Genomic DNA, 16,246 nt, shown 5'->3' with positions numbered 1-16,246 from the left:
CGCCGCAAGCGATTTCAGACGTCCGGGTGCTCGGCCGGTTCGTTGCGCACGACGGTGCTCAGCGGCGGCGGCACGTCCTGGCCCGCACGGCGCGCGCGGAACAGGGCTGCGCGCATCAGGAAGATGGTGGTGATGGGCACGGTCACGGAAATGAAGACCGCAATCAGCAGCGCATGCACGGCCAGGCTCTGGCCGCTGACGGAAAAGTAGATCCAGGTGGCATGCATGATCAGCCAGCAGCCCATGGTGGCGATGATGGAGGGCGCATGCACGCGCTCGAAATAGCTGCCCAGCCGCCACAGTCCCATGGAGCCCAGGAAGGCGATGATGGCGCCGCCCAGCGCCAGCGCGGCAACCAGGATCTGGCACCACAGCGGCAGTGTGGTCTCCGGCGTCATTCGATCACCTCGCCGCGCAGCAGGAACTTGGCCATGGCGGTGGAGCCCACGCAGCCGAACAGCGCGACCAGCAAGGCCGCCTCGAAGTAGCTTGTGCTGTCGTAGATGATGCCCATGAGCAGCATGGCCAGCATGCCGTTGAGGTACATGCAGTCCAGCGCCAGCACGCGGTCCTGGGCGTGCGGGCCCTTGAGCAGGCGCAGCACGGCGCAGCCCATGGCCGCGACCAGCAGGCCCAGCGCGAACATCAAAGTCCAGTGGAACCAGGGCATCATTCGAAAATCTCCATCAGGGGGCGCTCATAGCAACGCTTGACGTGCTGGACGATCTCCTCGGGATCATCGACCTCCAGCACATGCAGCATGAGCTGCGAGCGGTCGCGCGAGATCTCGGCCCAGGCCGTGCCGGGCGTGATGCACACGATCATGGCGAGCACGGCCAGACCGTTGGGGTCGCGCAGTTCCAGCGGGATGCGCACGAAGTTGGCCGGGTGCTTGCGCATGCCCGGAAACAGCATGAACCGCACGACGTTGAAGTTGGACAACGAGGTGTCCCAGACCACGCGCAGCGCCAGGCGCAGGATGGTCAGCGGATGGCGCACCCGCACGGGCAAGGGGCGCAGGCCGCGCAGCAGCAGCGGCAGCAGCAGGCCCAGCAATGCACCGAGCAGGATCTGTCCGCTGCTGAACGAACGGTTGAGCAGCAGCCACAGCAGGAACAGCGCCACCGACAGCAGCGGCGCGGGCAGCAGGGTTTTCATCATCGGGAATCCTCCTTGCCCGCCGTCGTGCCTGCATCGCCTATGCCTGCGGGTATGGGCGCGCCACTGGCCTGGGCCGCGGCGCGTGCCGCGCCTTCAGGGCCGGCTTCCAGGCGAGCCTTCTTTTCTGCCGGGCTGGGCTCGGGCTGCGTGCCCATGACGGAGCGCACATAGACATCGGGCGCCAGCAGCGCATCGGCTGCGCGCTGTGTGTAGCCCATCAGTTCGCCGCCGCGCATCGTCAGTGCTACGCAGCAGGCCAGCAGCAAGGCGATGGGCAGGCCTTCGACCACGCGCAGCGAGGGGGAGTTCTGCTCCTCGGTCGCCCAGAAGTGGCGTATGCCGGCGCGCACCAGCGACAGCAGGGCCAGCAGCCCGGTGATGATCATCAGCGCCACCAGCACCCAGCCGGCCCAGCCGGCCTGGAAGCCACTGGAGTTGCCCAGGCCCAGCGGGTTGAGCAGGGCAGACAGCATGGCGAACTTGCCCACGAAGCCCGACAGCGGGGGCAGGCCGGTAACCACCAGGGTGGCCAGCATGAAGCTCAGGCCGATGAAGGCGGCTGCGGCGGGAATGGCGCGGCCGATCAGCACCTCTTCGGATTCGTCGAGGTTGAACCCTTCGGTGGGAAGCAGCTCGGCGTTGAGGAAGGGCGCCTCATCGTCTTCATAGGGCTCGCCCGCGTCGTCGTCCACGCGCCAGCGGTCCACCACGTCGGCAATCAGGAAGAGCGCGCTCACGGCCAGGGTGGAGCTGGGCAGGTAGTACAGCAGCCCCGCCGTCAGTGCATTCTGGCCAAAGCCCGTGGCAGCCAGCAGGGTGCCTGACGACAGGATGGCCGCAAAGCCCGCGATATGCGTCAGGCGCTGCGAGCCCAGCATGCCCAGGCCGCCGAAGGCCATGGTCAGCATGCCGCCGACGATCAGCCAGGTGCTGCCGAACAGGGCGGAGGAGCCGGCCTCGGAACTGAACAGCAGCGTCCACAGCCGCAGCACCACGTAGACGCCCACCTTGGTCATGAGCGCGAACACGGCACCGACGGGCGCGGTGGCCGCGCTGTAGGCCGGCACCAGCCAGAAGTTCAGCGGCCACATGGCCGCCTTGGTCAGGAAGGCGATGCCCAGGATGGCCGCTGCCGAATGCAGCAGCCCGCGGTCGGCACTGCTGATCTGGGGAATGGCGCGCGCCAGGTCGGCCATGTTCAGCGTGCCGGTCAGGCCGTAGAGCATGGACACGCCGATGAGGAACAGCGACGAGGCGGCCAGGTTGATGGCGATGTAGTGCAGGCCCGCCTGGATGCGAGCCCGGCCCGAGCCATGCAGCAACAGGCCGTAAGAGGCCGCGAGCATGATCTCGAAGAACACGAACAGGTTGAACAGGTCCGCCGTGAGGAAGGCGCCGCTCAGGCCCATCAGCTGGAACTGGAACAGCGAGTGAAAGTGCATCCCCGCGCGGTGCCAGCGGGCGCTGGAGAAGATCAGCGAGGCCAGGGCCACCGTGTAGGTCAGCACCAGCATCATGCCGGTCAGGCGGTCCAGCGCCAGCGAAATGCCGAAGGGCATGGGCCAGTTGCCCGGCATGTAGACGCCCAGGTTGACGGGTGCGCCGGCCTGGTCGGTCCACAGCATCAGCAGCACGGCCACGCCCAGGCCCAGCACGGTAGACACCAGGCCGAGGGCGAACTTCACGCGCTGGCGCTCCTCGCGCAGCAGCAGCATCAGCGCTGCCGAGAGCATGGGCAGCACGATGGGCGCCAGCATCAGGTGCGGCATGAGACGGGCAGTCAGCTCGTTCATGGCATCTCCTGCTCGGTGCGGGAATGGGCTCCGTCCACATGGTCGGTGGCGGTGGTGCCGCGCGAGGCCAGCAACACCACGAGGAACAGCGCCGTCATGGCAAAGCCGATCACGATGGCCGTGAGCACCAGCGCCTGGGGCATGGGATCGGCATAGTGCGCGAGATCCTGCGGTACGCCGGCCCGCAGCACGGGCTCCTTGTCAATGGCCAGGCCCTGGCGGCCCATGCTGAAGATGAACAGGTTGACTGCATACGACAGCAGGGCCAGCCCCATGATGACCTGGTAGGTGCGTGGGCGCAGCAGCAGCCACACGCCCGAGCCGGTCAGTACGCCGATGGCAATGGCAAGCACGACTTCCATCAGAAACCTCCTCGCGCCAGGGCTGCGGCGGTGGCCTGCTGCACGGCGGCTTCGGCCTCCTCGGCCTGTTGTTGCTGCTCCTCCAGCAGGCGGGCGTGGTAGCGGTGGCTGCGCACCGATTGGTGGGCGATGGCCGTCAGAATGAGCATGGTCGCGCCCACCACCAGCGAGAACACACCGATGTCGAAGAACAGGGCGCTGGCGAGATGCACGTCGCCGACGACTGGCAGGGTCATATGGAAGGTGTGGCTGGTGAGGAAGGGATAGCCGGCCACGATGGAGCCCATGCCGGTACCCAGTGCGAACAGCAGGCCGACACCGATCCATCGGCGCGGGAAGATCGGCAAGTGGGCCTCGACCCACTGCGTGCCGGAGATGATGTACTGCATCAGCAAGGCGACCGAGAACACCAGGCCGGCGACGAAGCCGCCTCCGGGTTCGTTGTGGCCGCGCATGAAGATGTAGACCGAGACCAGGGCCGCGAAAGGCAGCAGCAGGCGGACCAGCACGGCGGGCACCATCAGGTAGCCCACGGCTGTATCGCCGGCATTGCGCGGATTGAACAGATCGGTCTGCAGGTCGCCTGGCACGTAGCGCTGCTGTTCGGGCAGGTCCAGCGTCTCGCGGGCTGGGCGAAAGCGCCGCAGCAGGGCATAGACCACCAGGGCCACGATGCCCAGCACCACGATTTCGCCGAAGGTGTCGAAGCCACGGAAGTCCACCAGCATGACGTTGACCACATTGGTGCCGCCGCCGTCGCTGAGCGCATGTTCGAGGAAGAAGGTGGAGGCGCCGTCATAGAAGGGGCGGCTCATCATGGCGAAGGCCAGCCAGGCCATGCCGCCCCCGGCCACCAGCGACAGCAGCAGGTCGCGCATGCGGCGCGAGCGCGCACGCAGCTCGGCGGACAGCACGGGAATGTGCAGGCTCTTGTCGCGCTTGGGCATCCAGCGCAGGCCCAGCAGCATCAGCACCGTGGTGGCGACCTCGACCACCAGCTGGGTCAGCGCCAGATCGGGTGCCGAGAACCACAGGAAGGTCAGGCAGGTGCACAGGCCGGCACCGCCCAGCATGATCAGCGCGGTCAGCCGGTGGTACTTGGCCTTCCAGGCCGTGCCCAGGGCGCAGAGAATGCCCACCGACCACAGCAGCACGAAGGCGGGCGACAGCGGCAGCATGCCCCGATCGCCCAGCTTGATGCCCTGCAGCCACAGCGGTAGAACGCCCGCCAGCACGGCGGTGCAGACCAGCCACAGCATCTGCCACTGCAGGCGCATGGTGGACAGGCGCCGGCGCGACCAGCGGCCCAGCAGGGACAGGCGGGCCAGCAGGTTCTCGAAGATGCGCTGGCCGCTGAGCGTGCCCACCAGCGGTGCGGTATCGATATGGCCGGCCTGGCGCTGCCAGCGCAGCAGCATGTACAGCAGGATGCCGCCAATCAGGGCGACCAGGCTCATGATCAAGGGCATGTTCCAGCCGTGCCAGATGGCCAGGCTGTACTCGGGCAGATCGCCGCCGACCACAGGCGTGGCTGCCGCTGCAAGGAAGCTGCCCACCGCCCATGCCGGCAGCATGCCCACCACCAGGCAGGCCAGCACCAGCAATTCGACGGGCACGCGCATCCAGTGCGGCGGCTCGTGCGGCTCGTGCGGCAGGTCGGTGGCCTTGGGGCCGAAGAAGACGTCGATGGTGAAGCGCAGCGAATAGGCCACGCTGAACATGCCGGCCACCGTGGCGGCCACGGGCAGGGCCGTGCGCACCCAGGGAGCAGCGTCCAGGTAGACGGTTTCGGCGAAGAACATTTCCTTGGACAGGAAGCCGTTGAGCAGCGGCACGCCCGCCATGGCCGCGCTGGCCACGCAGGCCAGCGTGGCCGTGATGGGCATCATGTGCCGCAGGCCCGAGAGGCGGCGGATATCGCGCGTGCCGCTTTCATGGTCAACGATGCCTGCGGCCATGAACAGCGAGGCCTTGAAGGTCGCGTGGTTCATGATGTGGAACACCGCAGCCACGGCGGCCAGCTTGCTGTTGAGGCCCAGCAGCAGCGTGATCAGGCCCAGGTGGGAAATCGTCGAATAGGCCAGCAATCCCTTGAGATCGTGCTGGAACATGGCCAGATAGCCACCGATGAGCAGCGTTGCCGCGCCGGCTCCGCCCACCAGCCAGAACCAGGCATCGGTGTCACCCAGCACGGGCCACATGCGCGCCAGCAGGAACACACCCGCCTTGACCATGGTGGCGGAGTGCAGGTAGGCCGACACCGGCGTGGGCGCGGCCATGGCGTGCGGCAGCCAGAAGTGGAAGGGGAACTGCGCGCTCTTGGTCAGTGCGCCCAGCAGGATCAGCACCAGGGCGACCAGATACAGCTGGTGGTCGCGCACCTGCTGGCCGGCGATGAGCACGTTGTCCAGGTCATAGCTGCCCACGATGTGGCCCAGCACCAGCATGCCGGCCAGCATGGCCAGGCCGCCCGTTCCCGTCACCGTCAGCGCCATGCGCGCGCCCCGGCGCGCATCCTTGCGATGGTGCCAGTATCCGATCAGAAGAAAGGAGAAGAGGCTGGTCAGCTCCCAGAAGAAGGCAATCTGAATGATGTTGCCCGACAGCACCACGCCCGCCATCGCGCCCATGAAGGCCAGAAAAAACGAGAAAAAGCGCGGCACGGGATCGGCCGGCGACATGTAGTAGCGCGCATAAAGCACCACCAGCGAGCCTATGCCCAGCACCAGCATGCAGAACATCCAGGCAAAGCCGTCCATGCGGATCACCAGATTCAGCCCCAGTGCCGGCAGCCACTCGATCTCCTGGCGCAGCACCTCCCCATCGGCGATCTGGGGGAACAGCAATGCCGTCTGGATGGCGCAGCCCAGAGCAATGACGCCGGCCAGCGTTGACTCCGTATTGCGCGCATTGGCGGGCAGCATTGCGGCAATCAGGCTGCCGATGAAGGGTAGGAGGATGAGGGTGATCAGGGGCATGGGCGGTTCATTTTACGGGCAAGGTTTTTTGCTTCGCTATGAAAACCTGAGCATGTTTCAGGCTATGGCCGCGCATACCCCGAGGGTAGTACGCATGAAAAACCCGCCGAAGCGGGTTGGATAGAGACAGTTGGCGTACTCAGGAGGCCGCGCCGGCCTTGGCCGGCGTGGCCGGTTTGGCGGCCTGGTCCTTGGTCGGCTTGGCGCCTTTGGCTGCCGTGTCCTTGGTATCCTTGGCATCCTTGGCATCCTTGGCCGCCGTATCCTTTGCAGCGGGCTTGGCTCCCTGGCCCTTGTAGCTGGTGCCATTGACCGTCAGGCCGTCACCCGAGAACTTGGCGGCGGTCGGTTCGCCCACGCCTTTGACGCGGGCAATGAAATCGGGCCAGTCCTTGAAGGCGGAGGATTTGCGCTCCTCTAGAATGCGTGCCGACATGGCCGGGCCAATGCCCTTGATGGATGTCAGTTCGGCTTCATTCGCCTTGTTGACCTCCACGGCAGCCAGGGCCATCACGGACCACAGCAGTGCAATGAAGCCAGCCATCAGTTTTCTGAACATACAAACCTCCTGATCCCAAAATGTTGAGGGCCGCAACATTGCGACCCAGAGGCATCTTATGCAGGGCCTTGGCGTGCGGCTAGGCGGTGAAGGGGGCCAGCAGGCCCGTGCAGGCATGGCCGAACGTGTGCAAAGTCAATGGCCATGCGCCTGCCAAGGCGGTTTCTAGGAATACTCTGAAAATACACCGTCCATGCGGTGTTTGCCAATGGGGGTGACGCGATGCAGGGGGTGGAGCTGCCTCTCGCGCCTGCCCCGCATCACAGCTCCTCGACGCGCCGGGCCGGATAGCTGTCCCAGCTCTGGCAGCCGGGGCAATGCCAGAAATGCTGGCGTGCCTCGAAGCCGCAGGCCGCGCAGCGGTAGCGGGTCAGCGGCTTGGCCGCGTGGTCCAGCGCGCGTTGCACGGCCGGGTGGTACTGCTCCTCGGCCAGCTTCTCGCCTGCCAGCCACTGCGCGGCAGCCACCAGGGAGGGCTCCCTGTCCAGATGCTGGACCAGGCGTGCGCGTCCCGGTGCCCTGGTTTCACCATCGTTGCTCTGTTCTTCAATTTGAGCGTCCAGCGCGACCAGCGCCTGCAGCAGATCCAGCGAGGGTGCCTGCTCGTACTGCTGGCTGAGCAGTTGGTGGATGTGCTGGCGCTGGCCGGTGGCGGCGGCAATGTCCACCAGCAGCTGAGCCGCCAGCGGCAGCGAGGCCGGGGACTGCTCGGCCAGGCTTTCCAATGTGTGCAAGGCCTGGGCCGATTGCCCCATGCGGTGCTGCAGCTGCGCGTGCTCCAGGCGCGGGCGTGCGGCCTGGGGGGCGGTGGTGATGGCCTGCTGCAGCCGCTGCAGTGCCTCGGCCTGCTGGCCCTGGGTCAACAGGGCCTGGGCGTCTTCGCAGAGGTAGTGGGCCAGGCGGCCGCTGAAGTCGCCCTGGTTGGCTTCCTGCATGCGGCGCGCAATGGCGGCGGCCTGTGTCCAGTCGCGCGAGCGTTCGTAGATGGCCAGCAGGGCCAGGCGGGCTTCGGCCTCGAAGGCCGTGCCTTCCAGGCGGCGCAGCGCGTCCTCGGCACGATCGAGCAGGCCTGCCTTCAGAAAGTCCTGGGCCAGCGCGTGCTGGGCGCGGTCGCGGTCCACGCGGCTGAGGTCGCCGCGCGACAGCAGGTGTTCGTGCACGCGCACAGCGCGGTTGTATTCGCCACGGCGGCGGAAGAGGTTGCCCAGCGCGAAGTGCAGCTCCGAAGTGTCGGGGTCGTTCTGCACGGCTTCGATGAAGGCGTCGATGGCCTTGTCCTGCTGCTCGTTGAGCAGGAAGTTCAGGCCCTTGAAATAGGCCTTGGGCGCCTGGCGGTTTTCGGCGCGAATCTGCCTCAGGTCCCAGCGCGAGGCCAGCCAGCCCAGCACGAAGGCGACGGGCAGCCCAAGCAATATCCAGCTCAGATCAAATTCCATGCACGTCGCCCGGCAGGATGGGGGATGGGGCGGGCTTGGGCGCCGTGGCCGCTGCCGGTGCCTCGGCCGCGGCAGGCACCGTGGCCTGGGTCGAGCGCGCGGCGTTGCGGTGCTTGAGCCAGCGCGGCACCATGCCCAGAACGCCCACGATCAGGCCCAGGGCGAAGGCGGCCAGCACCACCAGTACCAGTGGCGCAGTCCAGGAGGTGCCGAAGAAGAAGTGCACCGTCGCGTCCTGTTGGTTGTTCAGGGCGAAAGCGAACAGCGTAAAAAAAATGGCCGCCTTGAGCAGCCACAGGAAGTACTTCATGTGTTCCCTTGTGTGACGGGAACGATTCTAGAGCCTGGCGGAGAGGGCGGCTGCGGCGCGCGCAGCCGGTCAGCCCGCTTTCAGGCGGCAGGGCCGGTGCCTGTGCCGGAGCCTGTGTTGTCTGTATCGATGGCCGCACCGGGGCGCAGGTCCACGGCTTCGCGCAGGGCCTTGCCGGGCTTGAAGTGCGGCACGCGCTTGGACGGAATGTGGACGGCCTCGCCACTGCGGGGATTGCGGCCCATGCGGGGCGGGCGATGGTTGACCGAGAAACTGCCAAAGCCGCGGATTTCGATGCGATGGCCTCGCACCAGGGCATCGCTGACGGCGTCAAGAATCGTCTTGACGGCCTGCTCGGCATCGCGCTGGCTCAGTTGGCCAAAGCGGGCGGCGAGTTCTTCGACGAGATCGGATCGGGTCATCAAGGATAGGAATCAGGGGTTGAAATGGCGACGGGCGCCCGGAGGCGCCCGTCGCATCCGACCTTCAGCGGTCAGCAGACTGGCTGCTGATTACTTGTCGGAGTTGTCCAGCTTGGCGCGCAGCAGGGCGCCCAGGCTGGTCGTGCCGGCGTTTTCCTTGGCCGACTGAGCGGACAGGGAAGCCATGGCTTCTTGCTGGTCGACCTGGTCCTTGGCCTTGATCGACAGCTGGATGTTGCGGGTCTTGCGATCCACATTGACCACCACGGCGGTGATCTCGTCGCCTTCCTTCAGCACCGAGCGGGCATCTTCCACGCGGTCCACGGCGATTTCCGAAGCACGCAGGTAACCGATGATGTCTTCGCCCAAGTCGATTTCAGCACCACGTGCGTCCACCGTCTTGACCTTGCCCGACACGATCTGGCCCTTGTCGTTCACGGTCACGAAGGTCGTGAAGGGATCGCTGTCCAGCTGCTTGATGCCCAGGGAGATGCGCTCGCGCTCGACGTCCACGGCCAGCACGATGGCTTCGACTTCCTGGCCCTTCTTGTAGTTGCGCACGGCGGCTTCGCCGGGCTCGTTCCAGGACAGGTCGGACAGGTGCACCAGGCCGTCGATACCGGCAGCCAGACCCACGAACACGCCGAAGTCGGTGATCGACTTGATCGGGCCCTTGACGCGGTCGCCGCGCTTGGTGTTCTGCGCGAACTCTTGCCAGGGGTTGGCCTTGCACTGCTTCATGCCCAGCGAGATGCGACGCTTGTCTTCGTCGATCTCCAGCACCATGACTTCGACTTCGTCACCCAGGGTAACGAGCTTGGTCGGAGCAATGTTCTTGTTGGTCCAGTCCATTTCGGAGACGTGCACCAGGCCTTCGATGCCGGGTTCCAGCTCGACGAACGCGCCGTAGTCGGCAATGTTCGTGACCTTGCCGAACAGGCGGGTGCTCGAGGGGTAGCGGCGCGAAACGCCCATCCACGGGTCGTCGCCCATTTGCTTCAGACCCAGCGAGACACGGTTCTTCTCGGTGTCGAACTTGAGGATCTTGGCGGTGATTTCCTGGCCAGCCTGCACGACTTCCGAGGGATGACGCACGCGGCGCCATGCCATGTCGGTGATGTGCAGCAGGCCGTCGATGCCGCCCAGGTCCACGAACGCACCGTATTCGGTGATGTTCTTGACCACGCCTTGAACGATGGCGCCTTCCTTCAGCGTTTCCATCAGCTTGGCGCGCTCTTCGCCCATCGAGGCTTCGACCACGGCGCGGCGGCTCAGCACCACGTTGTTGCGCTTGCGGTCCAGCTTGATGACCTTGAACTCCATCGTCTTGTTTTCGTACGGAGTCAGGTCCTTGATCGGACGGGTGTCGATCAGCGAACCGGGCAGGAAGGCGCGGATGCCGTTGACCAGCACCGTCAGGCCGCCCTTGACCTTGCCGGAGGTCGTGCCGGTCACGAATTCGCCCGATTCCAGGGCCTTTTCCAGAGCCAGCCACGAGGCCAGGCGCTTGGCGGTGTCGCGCGACAGGATGGTGTCGCCGTAGCCGTTTTCGATCGAGCCGATGGCGACCGACACAAAGTCGCCCACCTGGACTTCGATTTCTCCCTGGTCGTTCTTGAATTCGTCGATTGGCACGTAGGCTTCCGACTTCAGGCCAGCGTTCACGACGACGAAGTTGTGCTCGACGCGCACGACTTCAGCGGTGATGACCTCGCCAGGACGCATTTCCGTGCGTTGCAGCGATTCTTCAAACAGGGAGGCAAAAGATTCAGACATGTATTTCCTTGCCCGCAAGCAGGTTTCCGCTGGCACTATTGCCAGGCGTTTCTAGGACTGTTTGCGGAGGTGTTGTGGGTTCAACCACTGTGTTGGAGTCTATGGACCTCGGGCCGTACATGGGGCGGTGCCGCCATGTCTGGGCCCGGAGGGCGGGTTTGCCGACGTGCGGCGCAACTGGCAATCAGTCGCGGCCGAACGGCTGGCGTTCCTGCCACCACGAAAGCACCTGCTCTGCCACCTCTTCGATGGAGAGTTCGGAGCTGTCAAGCAGCATGGAATCCTGGGCGGGCTTGAGCGGTGCGACGCTGCGGTTCATGTCCCGCGCATCGCGTGCTTCAAGGTCAGCCCGAAGGGCGCTTATGTTAGCGGCAATTCCTTTGGAAATCAACTGCTTATGCCGGCGCTCGGCGCGACAGGCGGCGGAGGCCGACAAATAGACCTTGAGGGGAGCATGGGGAAAGATCACCGTGCCCATGTCGCGGCCATCGGCAACCAGCCCCGGAAGCTGCTGGAAGGACAGCTGCAGGTCCACCAGTGCGTCGCGCACGGCAGGCAGGGCCGAGACGCGCGAGGCGTTCATGCCCGACTCCTCGCTGCGCAGGATGAGGGTGACATCCTCGTCACCCAGCCAGATGCGCTGCTCGGCGTCAAAGCGCACGGGCAGCTCACGCGCCAGCACGGCGATCTGCTGGGCGTGCGGTTCATCCAGCACCAGGCCGGCGCGCGATGCGGCCAGCCCCGTGAGCCGGTACAGCGCGCCCGAGTCCAGCAGGTGGTAGCCAAGAGCCTGGGCGACCTCGGCGGCAATCGTGCCCTTGCCCGAGGCCGTGGGGCCATCGATGCAGATCACGGGAATGCGCGCGCGGGCCGTCTCGCAGACCGAGAACAGGGCCTCGAAGTAGTCGGGGAAGGTCTTGGCAACGCACTTGGGGTCTTCGATGCGCACGGGCAGGGCGGCCGGATTGAAGGCCGCCAGCGAAAAGCACATGGCCACGCGGTGGTCGTCATAGGTGTGGATGCTGGCCGCACGCCATGCGGCGGTGGACGCGGGCGGCGTGATGCGGATGTAGTCCGCACCCTCCTCGACGTCGGCGCCCAGCTTGCGCAGCTCCTTGGTCATGGCCGCGATGCGGTCGGTTTCCTTGACGCGCCAGCTTGCGATGTTGCGCAGCGTGGTCGTGCCATCGGCATACAGGGCCATGACGGCCAGCGTCATGGCGGCATCGGGGATGTGGTTGCAGTCCAGGTCGATGGCCTTGAGCGGCCATGCGCCACGGCGGATGCGTAGCCAGTTGGGGCCACCTTCCACCTCGGCGCCCATGGCGCGCGCGGCCTCGACAAAGCGGATATCGCCCTGGATGGAGTCCAGTCCCACGCCGAGGATGCGGATGCCTTCGGCGCTGTCCGAGGCGATGGCGCCCAGTGCGATGAAGTAGCTGGCCGACGAGGCGTCTGCCTCGACATGGATCTCGCCCGGCGAGCTGTAGCGGCTGCCGGCCGGGATGGTGAAGCGCTGCCAGTTCTCGTTGTGCACGGCAATGCCGAAGCGGGCCAGCAATTCCAGCGTGATGTGGATGTAGGGCTTGGAGATCAGCTCGCCCACGACTTCGATGGTGATGTCGCGCGTGTTGGCCAGCAGCGGCAGCGCCATCAGCAGCGAGGTCAGGAACTGGCTGGAGACATCGCCACGCACCTGGATGGGGCTGTGCGGCAACTGCGAGAAATCGGGCTGGCGGATGTGCAGCGGAGGAAAGCCCTCGTTGCCCAGATAGTCGATGCGGCAGCCGAGCTGGCGCAGCGCATCGACCAGATCGCCGATGGGGCGCTCATGCATGCGCGGCACGCCGCTGAGCTTGAAGTCGCCGCCCAGCACGGACAGGGCTGCCGTCAGCGGCCGCATGGCCGTGCCGGCGTTGCCCATGAACAGTTCGGCGCTGGCGCCAGAGGGCAGGACGCCGCCCAGGCCGGTGATGCGCACGGGCTGGCCGAGGGTGATGGTCGTGGGCTCCACCGTGCAGCCCAGTTGCTGCAGGGCCCGGAGCATGACGCGCGTGTCGTCCGAGTCAAGCAGGTCGTGGACCACGGTCGTGCCCTGGCTCAGTGCCGCGAGCAGCAGCACGCGGTTCGAGATGCTCTTGGAGCCCGGCAGGCTCACCGTGCCCTGCGCGCGGGAAAGAGGGGGGATATCGAGAAAGGCGGTACTGAACATGGCAATTCGGAGGCAAACAGGCTGTCGGGAGGCATTGCGGCCGCGCCGGCCGCAATGCACAGGAGCGCTTTGGGTGCGCCGGGCTTGCGTCTGGCGCTTGCCCTGCGTCGCGCGTCAGCGGCGCGGAGCGCCCATGCGCCAATGGGCGCGCGCGGCGCTGGCCAGGGTCAGGCGGTCTTCAAGACCTTGTCCGTCACCGCCCTGGATCAGGGATTCGAGTTGCTGCAGCGCCTGCTGGAACTGGCGCGACTGTGCCAGAACCTGCTCGCTGTTGGCCAGCAGCACATCACGCCACATCTTGGGATCGCCTGCGGCAATGCGCGTGAAGTCGCGGAAGCCGGGGCCGGCCAGGGACAGCACGTCGTCGGAGTCGGGCTGGGTGATCACGCTTTGCATCATGGCGAAGGCCAGCAGATGCGGCAGGTGGCTGACCGTGGCAAAGGCGCTGTCGTGGGCTTCGGGCGACATGGCGCGCACGCGGCAGCCCAGCAGTTCCCACAAGGAGCGGGCCTTTTGCAGGTGGTCGGTCAGCGTGCGTTCGGTGGGCGTCAGGATGACCTGTGCGCCCTTGTACAGCTGGGGGTCGGAGTGCTCGACGCCCGAGACTTCCTTGCCTGCAATGGGGTGGGCCGGCACGAAGGAGCCGAGCTGGTCGCGCAGGGCCGAGCGGGCGGCATGCACCACATCGACCTTGGTGGAGCCCACGTCCATGATCATCATCTCGGGCGTGACCAAGTGTTTGATGGACTTGAGCGTGGCCTCGGTCGCCGCCACGGGCACGGCCAGCAGCACCAGGTCGGCACCGGCGGCGGCCAGCAGGGCGGAGGGGGCCTCCACATCGATGACGCCCATCTGGCGAGCGCGTTCGGTCGTCGAAGGCGACTTGCTGTAGCCCACGACGCGCTTGACCAGCCCTGCCTGCTTGAGCGCCAGGGCGAACGAGCCGCCCATGAGGCCGCAGCCGATCAGGCCCAGTTGTTCAAAGGGCTGCATCACTTGGATACCGGGTAGGTGCCCAGCACCTTGTAGAAGGCGCACAGGCCGCGCAACTCTTCCAGCGCGCTGGCCACGTTGGGCTGTGCCGGGTGGCCTTCGAGGTCGATGTAGAAGTAGTACTCCCACTGGCCGGTGCGCGCGGGACGCGACTCGAAGCGCGTCATCGACACGCCGTGCCTCTTGAGCGGCACCAGCAGGTCATGCACGGCGCCGGGGCGGTTGGGCACGGAGATGATGATGCTGGTGCAATCCTGGCCGCTGGGCGAGGGCGTGGCCAGCGTGTGCGGCAGGCAGATGACGGCGAAGCGCGTGCGGTTGTAGGCATCGTCCTGGATGGCATGCGCCACCACATGCAGGCCGAATTGCTGGGCCGCGCGTTCGCTGGCCAAGCCGGCGATGTTGGGGTGCAGCGCCGCCAGGCGAGCGCCTTCGGCATTGCTGGACACCGGGCGGCGCTCGGCATGCGGCAGGTGCTTGGCCAGCCAGCCCTGGCACTGTGCCAGGGCCTGGGGATGGGCTGCCACGACCTCGATGCCCTCGGTCGTGTTGCTGCTGCGAAGCAGGTTGTGGCGCACCAGCAGGCTGACCTCGCCCACCACGTGGCAGGGCGTGTGCAGGAACATGTCCAGCGAGCGCGTGACCACACCTTCGTTGGAGTTCTCCACGCCCACCACGCCGTACTGCGCGCTGCCTGCGGCCGTGGCGTGGAACACCTCGTCGAAGCTGTTGCAGTACATCAGATCGGCCGCGCCGCCGAAGTACTGGATGGCGGCTTCCTCGCAGAACGTGCCCGCCGGGCCCAGCACGGCCACGCGCTGGGGCGACTCCAGTGCCAGGCAGGCCGACATGATCTCGCGCCAGATGGCCGAGACATGGCCGTTCTTGAGCGGGCCGGGATTGGCGGACTCGATCTTCTGGATGACCTGGGCCACGCGGTCCGGGCGGAAGAAGGGCGTGCCTTCACGCTTCTTGACCTCGCCGACCTGCTCTGCCACGCGGGCACGTCGGTTCAGCAGGTCCAGCAGTTGCTGGTCGATATCGTCGATCTGCACGCGCAGATGCGCCAGATCGGGAGAGGCTTGGGGTGTGGTGCTCATGGGCGGGAGTGTGGGTCGGTCAGGCGTTGCGCTGTTCGAATTCGCGCATGTACTCCACCAGCGCCTGCACGCCAGCGATGGGCATGGCGTTGTAGATGCTGGCACGCATGCCGCCGACGGACTTGTGGCCCTTGAGCTGCAGCAGGCCGCGTTCCCGGGCTCCGGCCAGGAAGGCGTCATTGCGCGATTCGTCGCGCAGGAAGAAGGGGATGTTCATGCGCGAGCGGCAATTGGCAGCGACCTTGTTCACGTAGAACGAGGACTGGTCCACGTACTGGTAGAACAGGTCGGCCTTGGCGATGTTGCGCGCCTCCAGGGCAGCCACGCCGGTCAGGCCGCCTTCGGTCTGGCGCTTGATCCATTGGAACGTGAGGCCCGCGATGTAGATGCCCCAGGTCGGCGGCGTGTTGTACATCGACTGGTTGTCGGCCACGGTCTTGTAGTCGAAGGCCGAAGGGCAGGCCGGCAGGGCGTGGCCCAGCAGATCCTCGCGCACGATGACCAGGGTCAGGCCGGCCGGGCCCAGGTTCTTCTGCGCGCCGCCGAACGCCAGGCCCACGCGGCTCCAATCGACGGGGCGCGAGGCCACGTGCGAGGAGAAATCAACCACCAGCGGAGCATCGCAGCCCAGCGCCTTCAGGTCGGGCAGCTCCTGGAACTCCACGCCATGGATGGTTTCGTTGCTGCAGATGTGCACGTAGCTGGCGCCGCGGCTCAGTTGCCAGCTCTCGGGGGCGGGCAGGGCGGTGAACTTGCCGTCCTCGCCGCTGGCCGCGATGTGCGCGTCGGCCACGTACTTGCGTGCTTCCTTGGCCGACTTCTGGCTCCAGCTGCCGCTGAGCACGAAGTCCACCGTGCCGGCGCGCGACAGGTTCAGGGGAACGATGGCGTTCTCGGCCAGACCGCCGCCCTGCATGAACAGGATCTTGAACTCGGGCGGTACGGCCAGCAGCTCGCGCAGGTCGGCCTCGGCCTGTTCATAGATGGAGATGAACTCCTTGCCGCGGTGGCTCATCTCCATCACGCTCATGCCGGACCCGTGCCAGTCGAGCATTTCGGCGGCTGCCTGCTGCAGCACTTCGGCGGGAATGGCGGCGGGGCCGGCGGAGAAGTTGTAAGGGCGGTTCATGGAGTTCACTGTCAA

General features: G+C 66.2%; 15 protein-coding genes. All 15 read right to left on the bottom strand.

The genetic code is table 11. The features are described 5' to 3' along the window. Positions 1-14: 14 nt before the first annotated feature. Positions 15-398: a monovalent cation/H(+) antiporter subunit G gene (locus BW39_RS06580; protein WP_012206533.1), complete on the bottom strand. Its 384-nt coding sequence runs from the start codon at positions 396-398 to the stop codon at positions 15-17. Then, a complete protein-coding gene (locus BW39_RS06575; RefSeq protein ID WP_012206532.1) occupies positions 395-673 on the bottom strand; it encodes a K+/H+ antiporter subunit F in 279 nt (92 codons plus the stop codon). The genes BW39_RS06580 and BW39_RS06575 overlap by 4 nt, the downstream gene beginning before the upstream one ends. Beyond that, positions 670-1,161 (bottom strand): Na+/H+ antiporter subunit E, encoded by a 492-nt coding sequence (locus BW39_RS06570; RefSeq protein ID WP_013801620.1) that lies wholly within the window; start codon positions 1,159-1,161, stop codon positions 670-672. The genes BW39_RS06575 and BW39_RS06570 overlap by 4 nt, the downstream gene beginning before the upstream one ends. Beyond that, the gene (locus BW39_RS06565) at positions 1,158-2,954 is read right to left on the bottom strand and encodes a monovalent cation/H+ antiporter subunit D (RefSeq protein WP_012206530.1); all 1,797 of its coding nucleotides are present in this window, start codon (positions 2,952-2,954) and stop codon (positions 1,158-1,160) included. Before BW39_RS06565 ends, BW39_RS06570 begins: the two co-directional genes overlap by 4 nt. After that, positions 2,951-3,316: a Na+/H+ antiporter subunit C gene (locus BW39_RS06560; RefSeq protein WP_012206529.1), complete on the bottom strand. Its 366-nt coding sequence runs from the start codon at positions 3,314-3,316 to the stop codon at positions 2,951-2,953. The genes BW39_RS06565 and BW39_RS06560 overlap by 4 nt, the downstream gene beginning before the upstream one ends. Further along, positions 3,316-6,294 (bottom strand): monovalent cation/H+ antiporter subunit A, encoded by a 2,979-nt coding sequence (locus tag BW39_RS06555; protein ID WP_034395005.1) that lies wholly within the window; start codon positions 6,292-6,294, stop codon positions 3,316-3,318. Before BW39_RS06555 ends, BW39_RS06560 begins: the two co-directional genes overlap by 1 nt. A gap of 139 nt (positions 6,295-6,433) precedes the next feature. After that, positions 6,434-6,853 carry a ComEA family DNA-binding protein gene (locus BW39_RS06550; RefSeq protein ID WP_043820627.1) on the bottom strand — a complete coding sequence of 140 codons (420 nt, stop codon included), beginning with the start codon at positions 6,851-6,853 and terminating at the stop codon, positions 6,434-6,436. Positions 6,854-7,113: 260 nt separating this feature from the next. After that, positions 7,114-8,289, bottom strand: coding sequence for a lipopolysaccharide assembly protein LapB (gene lapB, locus BW39_RS06545; RefSeq protein WP_043820625.1), 1,176 nt, complete (start codon positions 8,287-8,289; stop codon positions 7,114-7,116). Further along, positions 8,279-8,599, bottom strand: coding sequence for a LapA family protein (locus BW39_RS06540; protein ID WP_013801625.1), 321 nt, complete (start codon positions 8,597-8,599; stop codon positions 8,279-8,281). The genes lapB and BW39_RS06540 overlap by 11 nt, the downstream gene beginning before the upstream one ends. 80 nt (positions 8,600-8,679) lie before the next feature. Beyond that, positions 8,680-9,021, bottom strand: a complete 342-nt coding sequence (locus BW39_RS06535) for an integration host factor subunit beta (protein ID WP_013801626.1) — start codon at positions 9,019-9,021, stop codon at positions 8,680-8,682. 90 nt (positions 9,022-9,111) lie between these two features. Further along, positions 9,112-10,815, bottom strand: coding sequence for a 30S ribosomal protein S1 (rpsA, locus tag BW39_RS06530; protein ID WP_288124655.1), 1,704 nt, complete (start codon positions 10,813-10,815; stop codon positions 9,112-9,114). Between the two features lie 166 nt (positions 10,816-10,981). After that, on the bottom strand, positions 10,982-13,009 hold the full coding sequence (locus tag BW39_RS06525) for a bifunctional 3-phosphoshikimate 1-carboxyvinyltransferase/cytidylate kinase (RefSeq protein ID WP_043820624.1): 2,028 nt from the start codon (positions 13,007-13,009) through the stop codon (positions 10,982-10,984). Positions 13,010-13,123: 114 nt separating this feature from the next. Further along, positions 13,124-14,002 carry a prephenate dehydrogenase gene (locus BW39_RS06520; protein WP_043820638.1) on the bottom strand — a complete coding sequence of 293 codons (879 nt, stop codon included), beginning with the start codon at positions 14,000-14,002 and terminating at the stop codon, positions 13,124-13,126. After that, complete coding sequence (pheA, locus tag BW39_RS06515) at positions 14,002-15,102, bottom strand: prephenate dehydratase (RefSeq protein WP_013801628.1); 1,101 nt, start codon at positions 15,100-15,102, stop codon at positions 14,002-14,004. The genes BW39_RS06520 and pheA overlap by 1 nt, the downstream gene beginning before the upstream one ends. Positions 15,103-15,121: 19 nt before the next feature. Then, positions 15,122-16,231 (bottom strand): 3-phosphoserine/phosphohydroxythreonine transaminase, encoded by a 1,110-nt coding sequence (gene serC, locus BW39_RS06510; protein ID WP_012206519.1) that lies wholly within the window; start codon positions 16,229-16,231, stop codon positions 15,122-15,124. Positions 16,232-16,246: the final 15 nt, after the last annotated feature.

Origin of the sequence: Delftia sp. RIT313 (assembly GCF_000632165.1) — a bacterium.
GTDB lineage: Bacteria > Pseudomonadota > Gammaproteobacteria > Burkholderiales > Burkholderiaceae_C > Comamonas > Comamonas acidovorans.
Note: the sequence above shows the minus strand (reverse complement) of the source record. Positions and strands in the feature narration are given on the sequence as shown.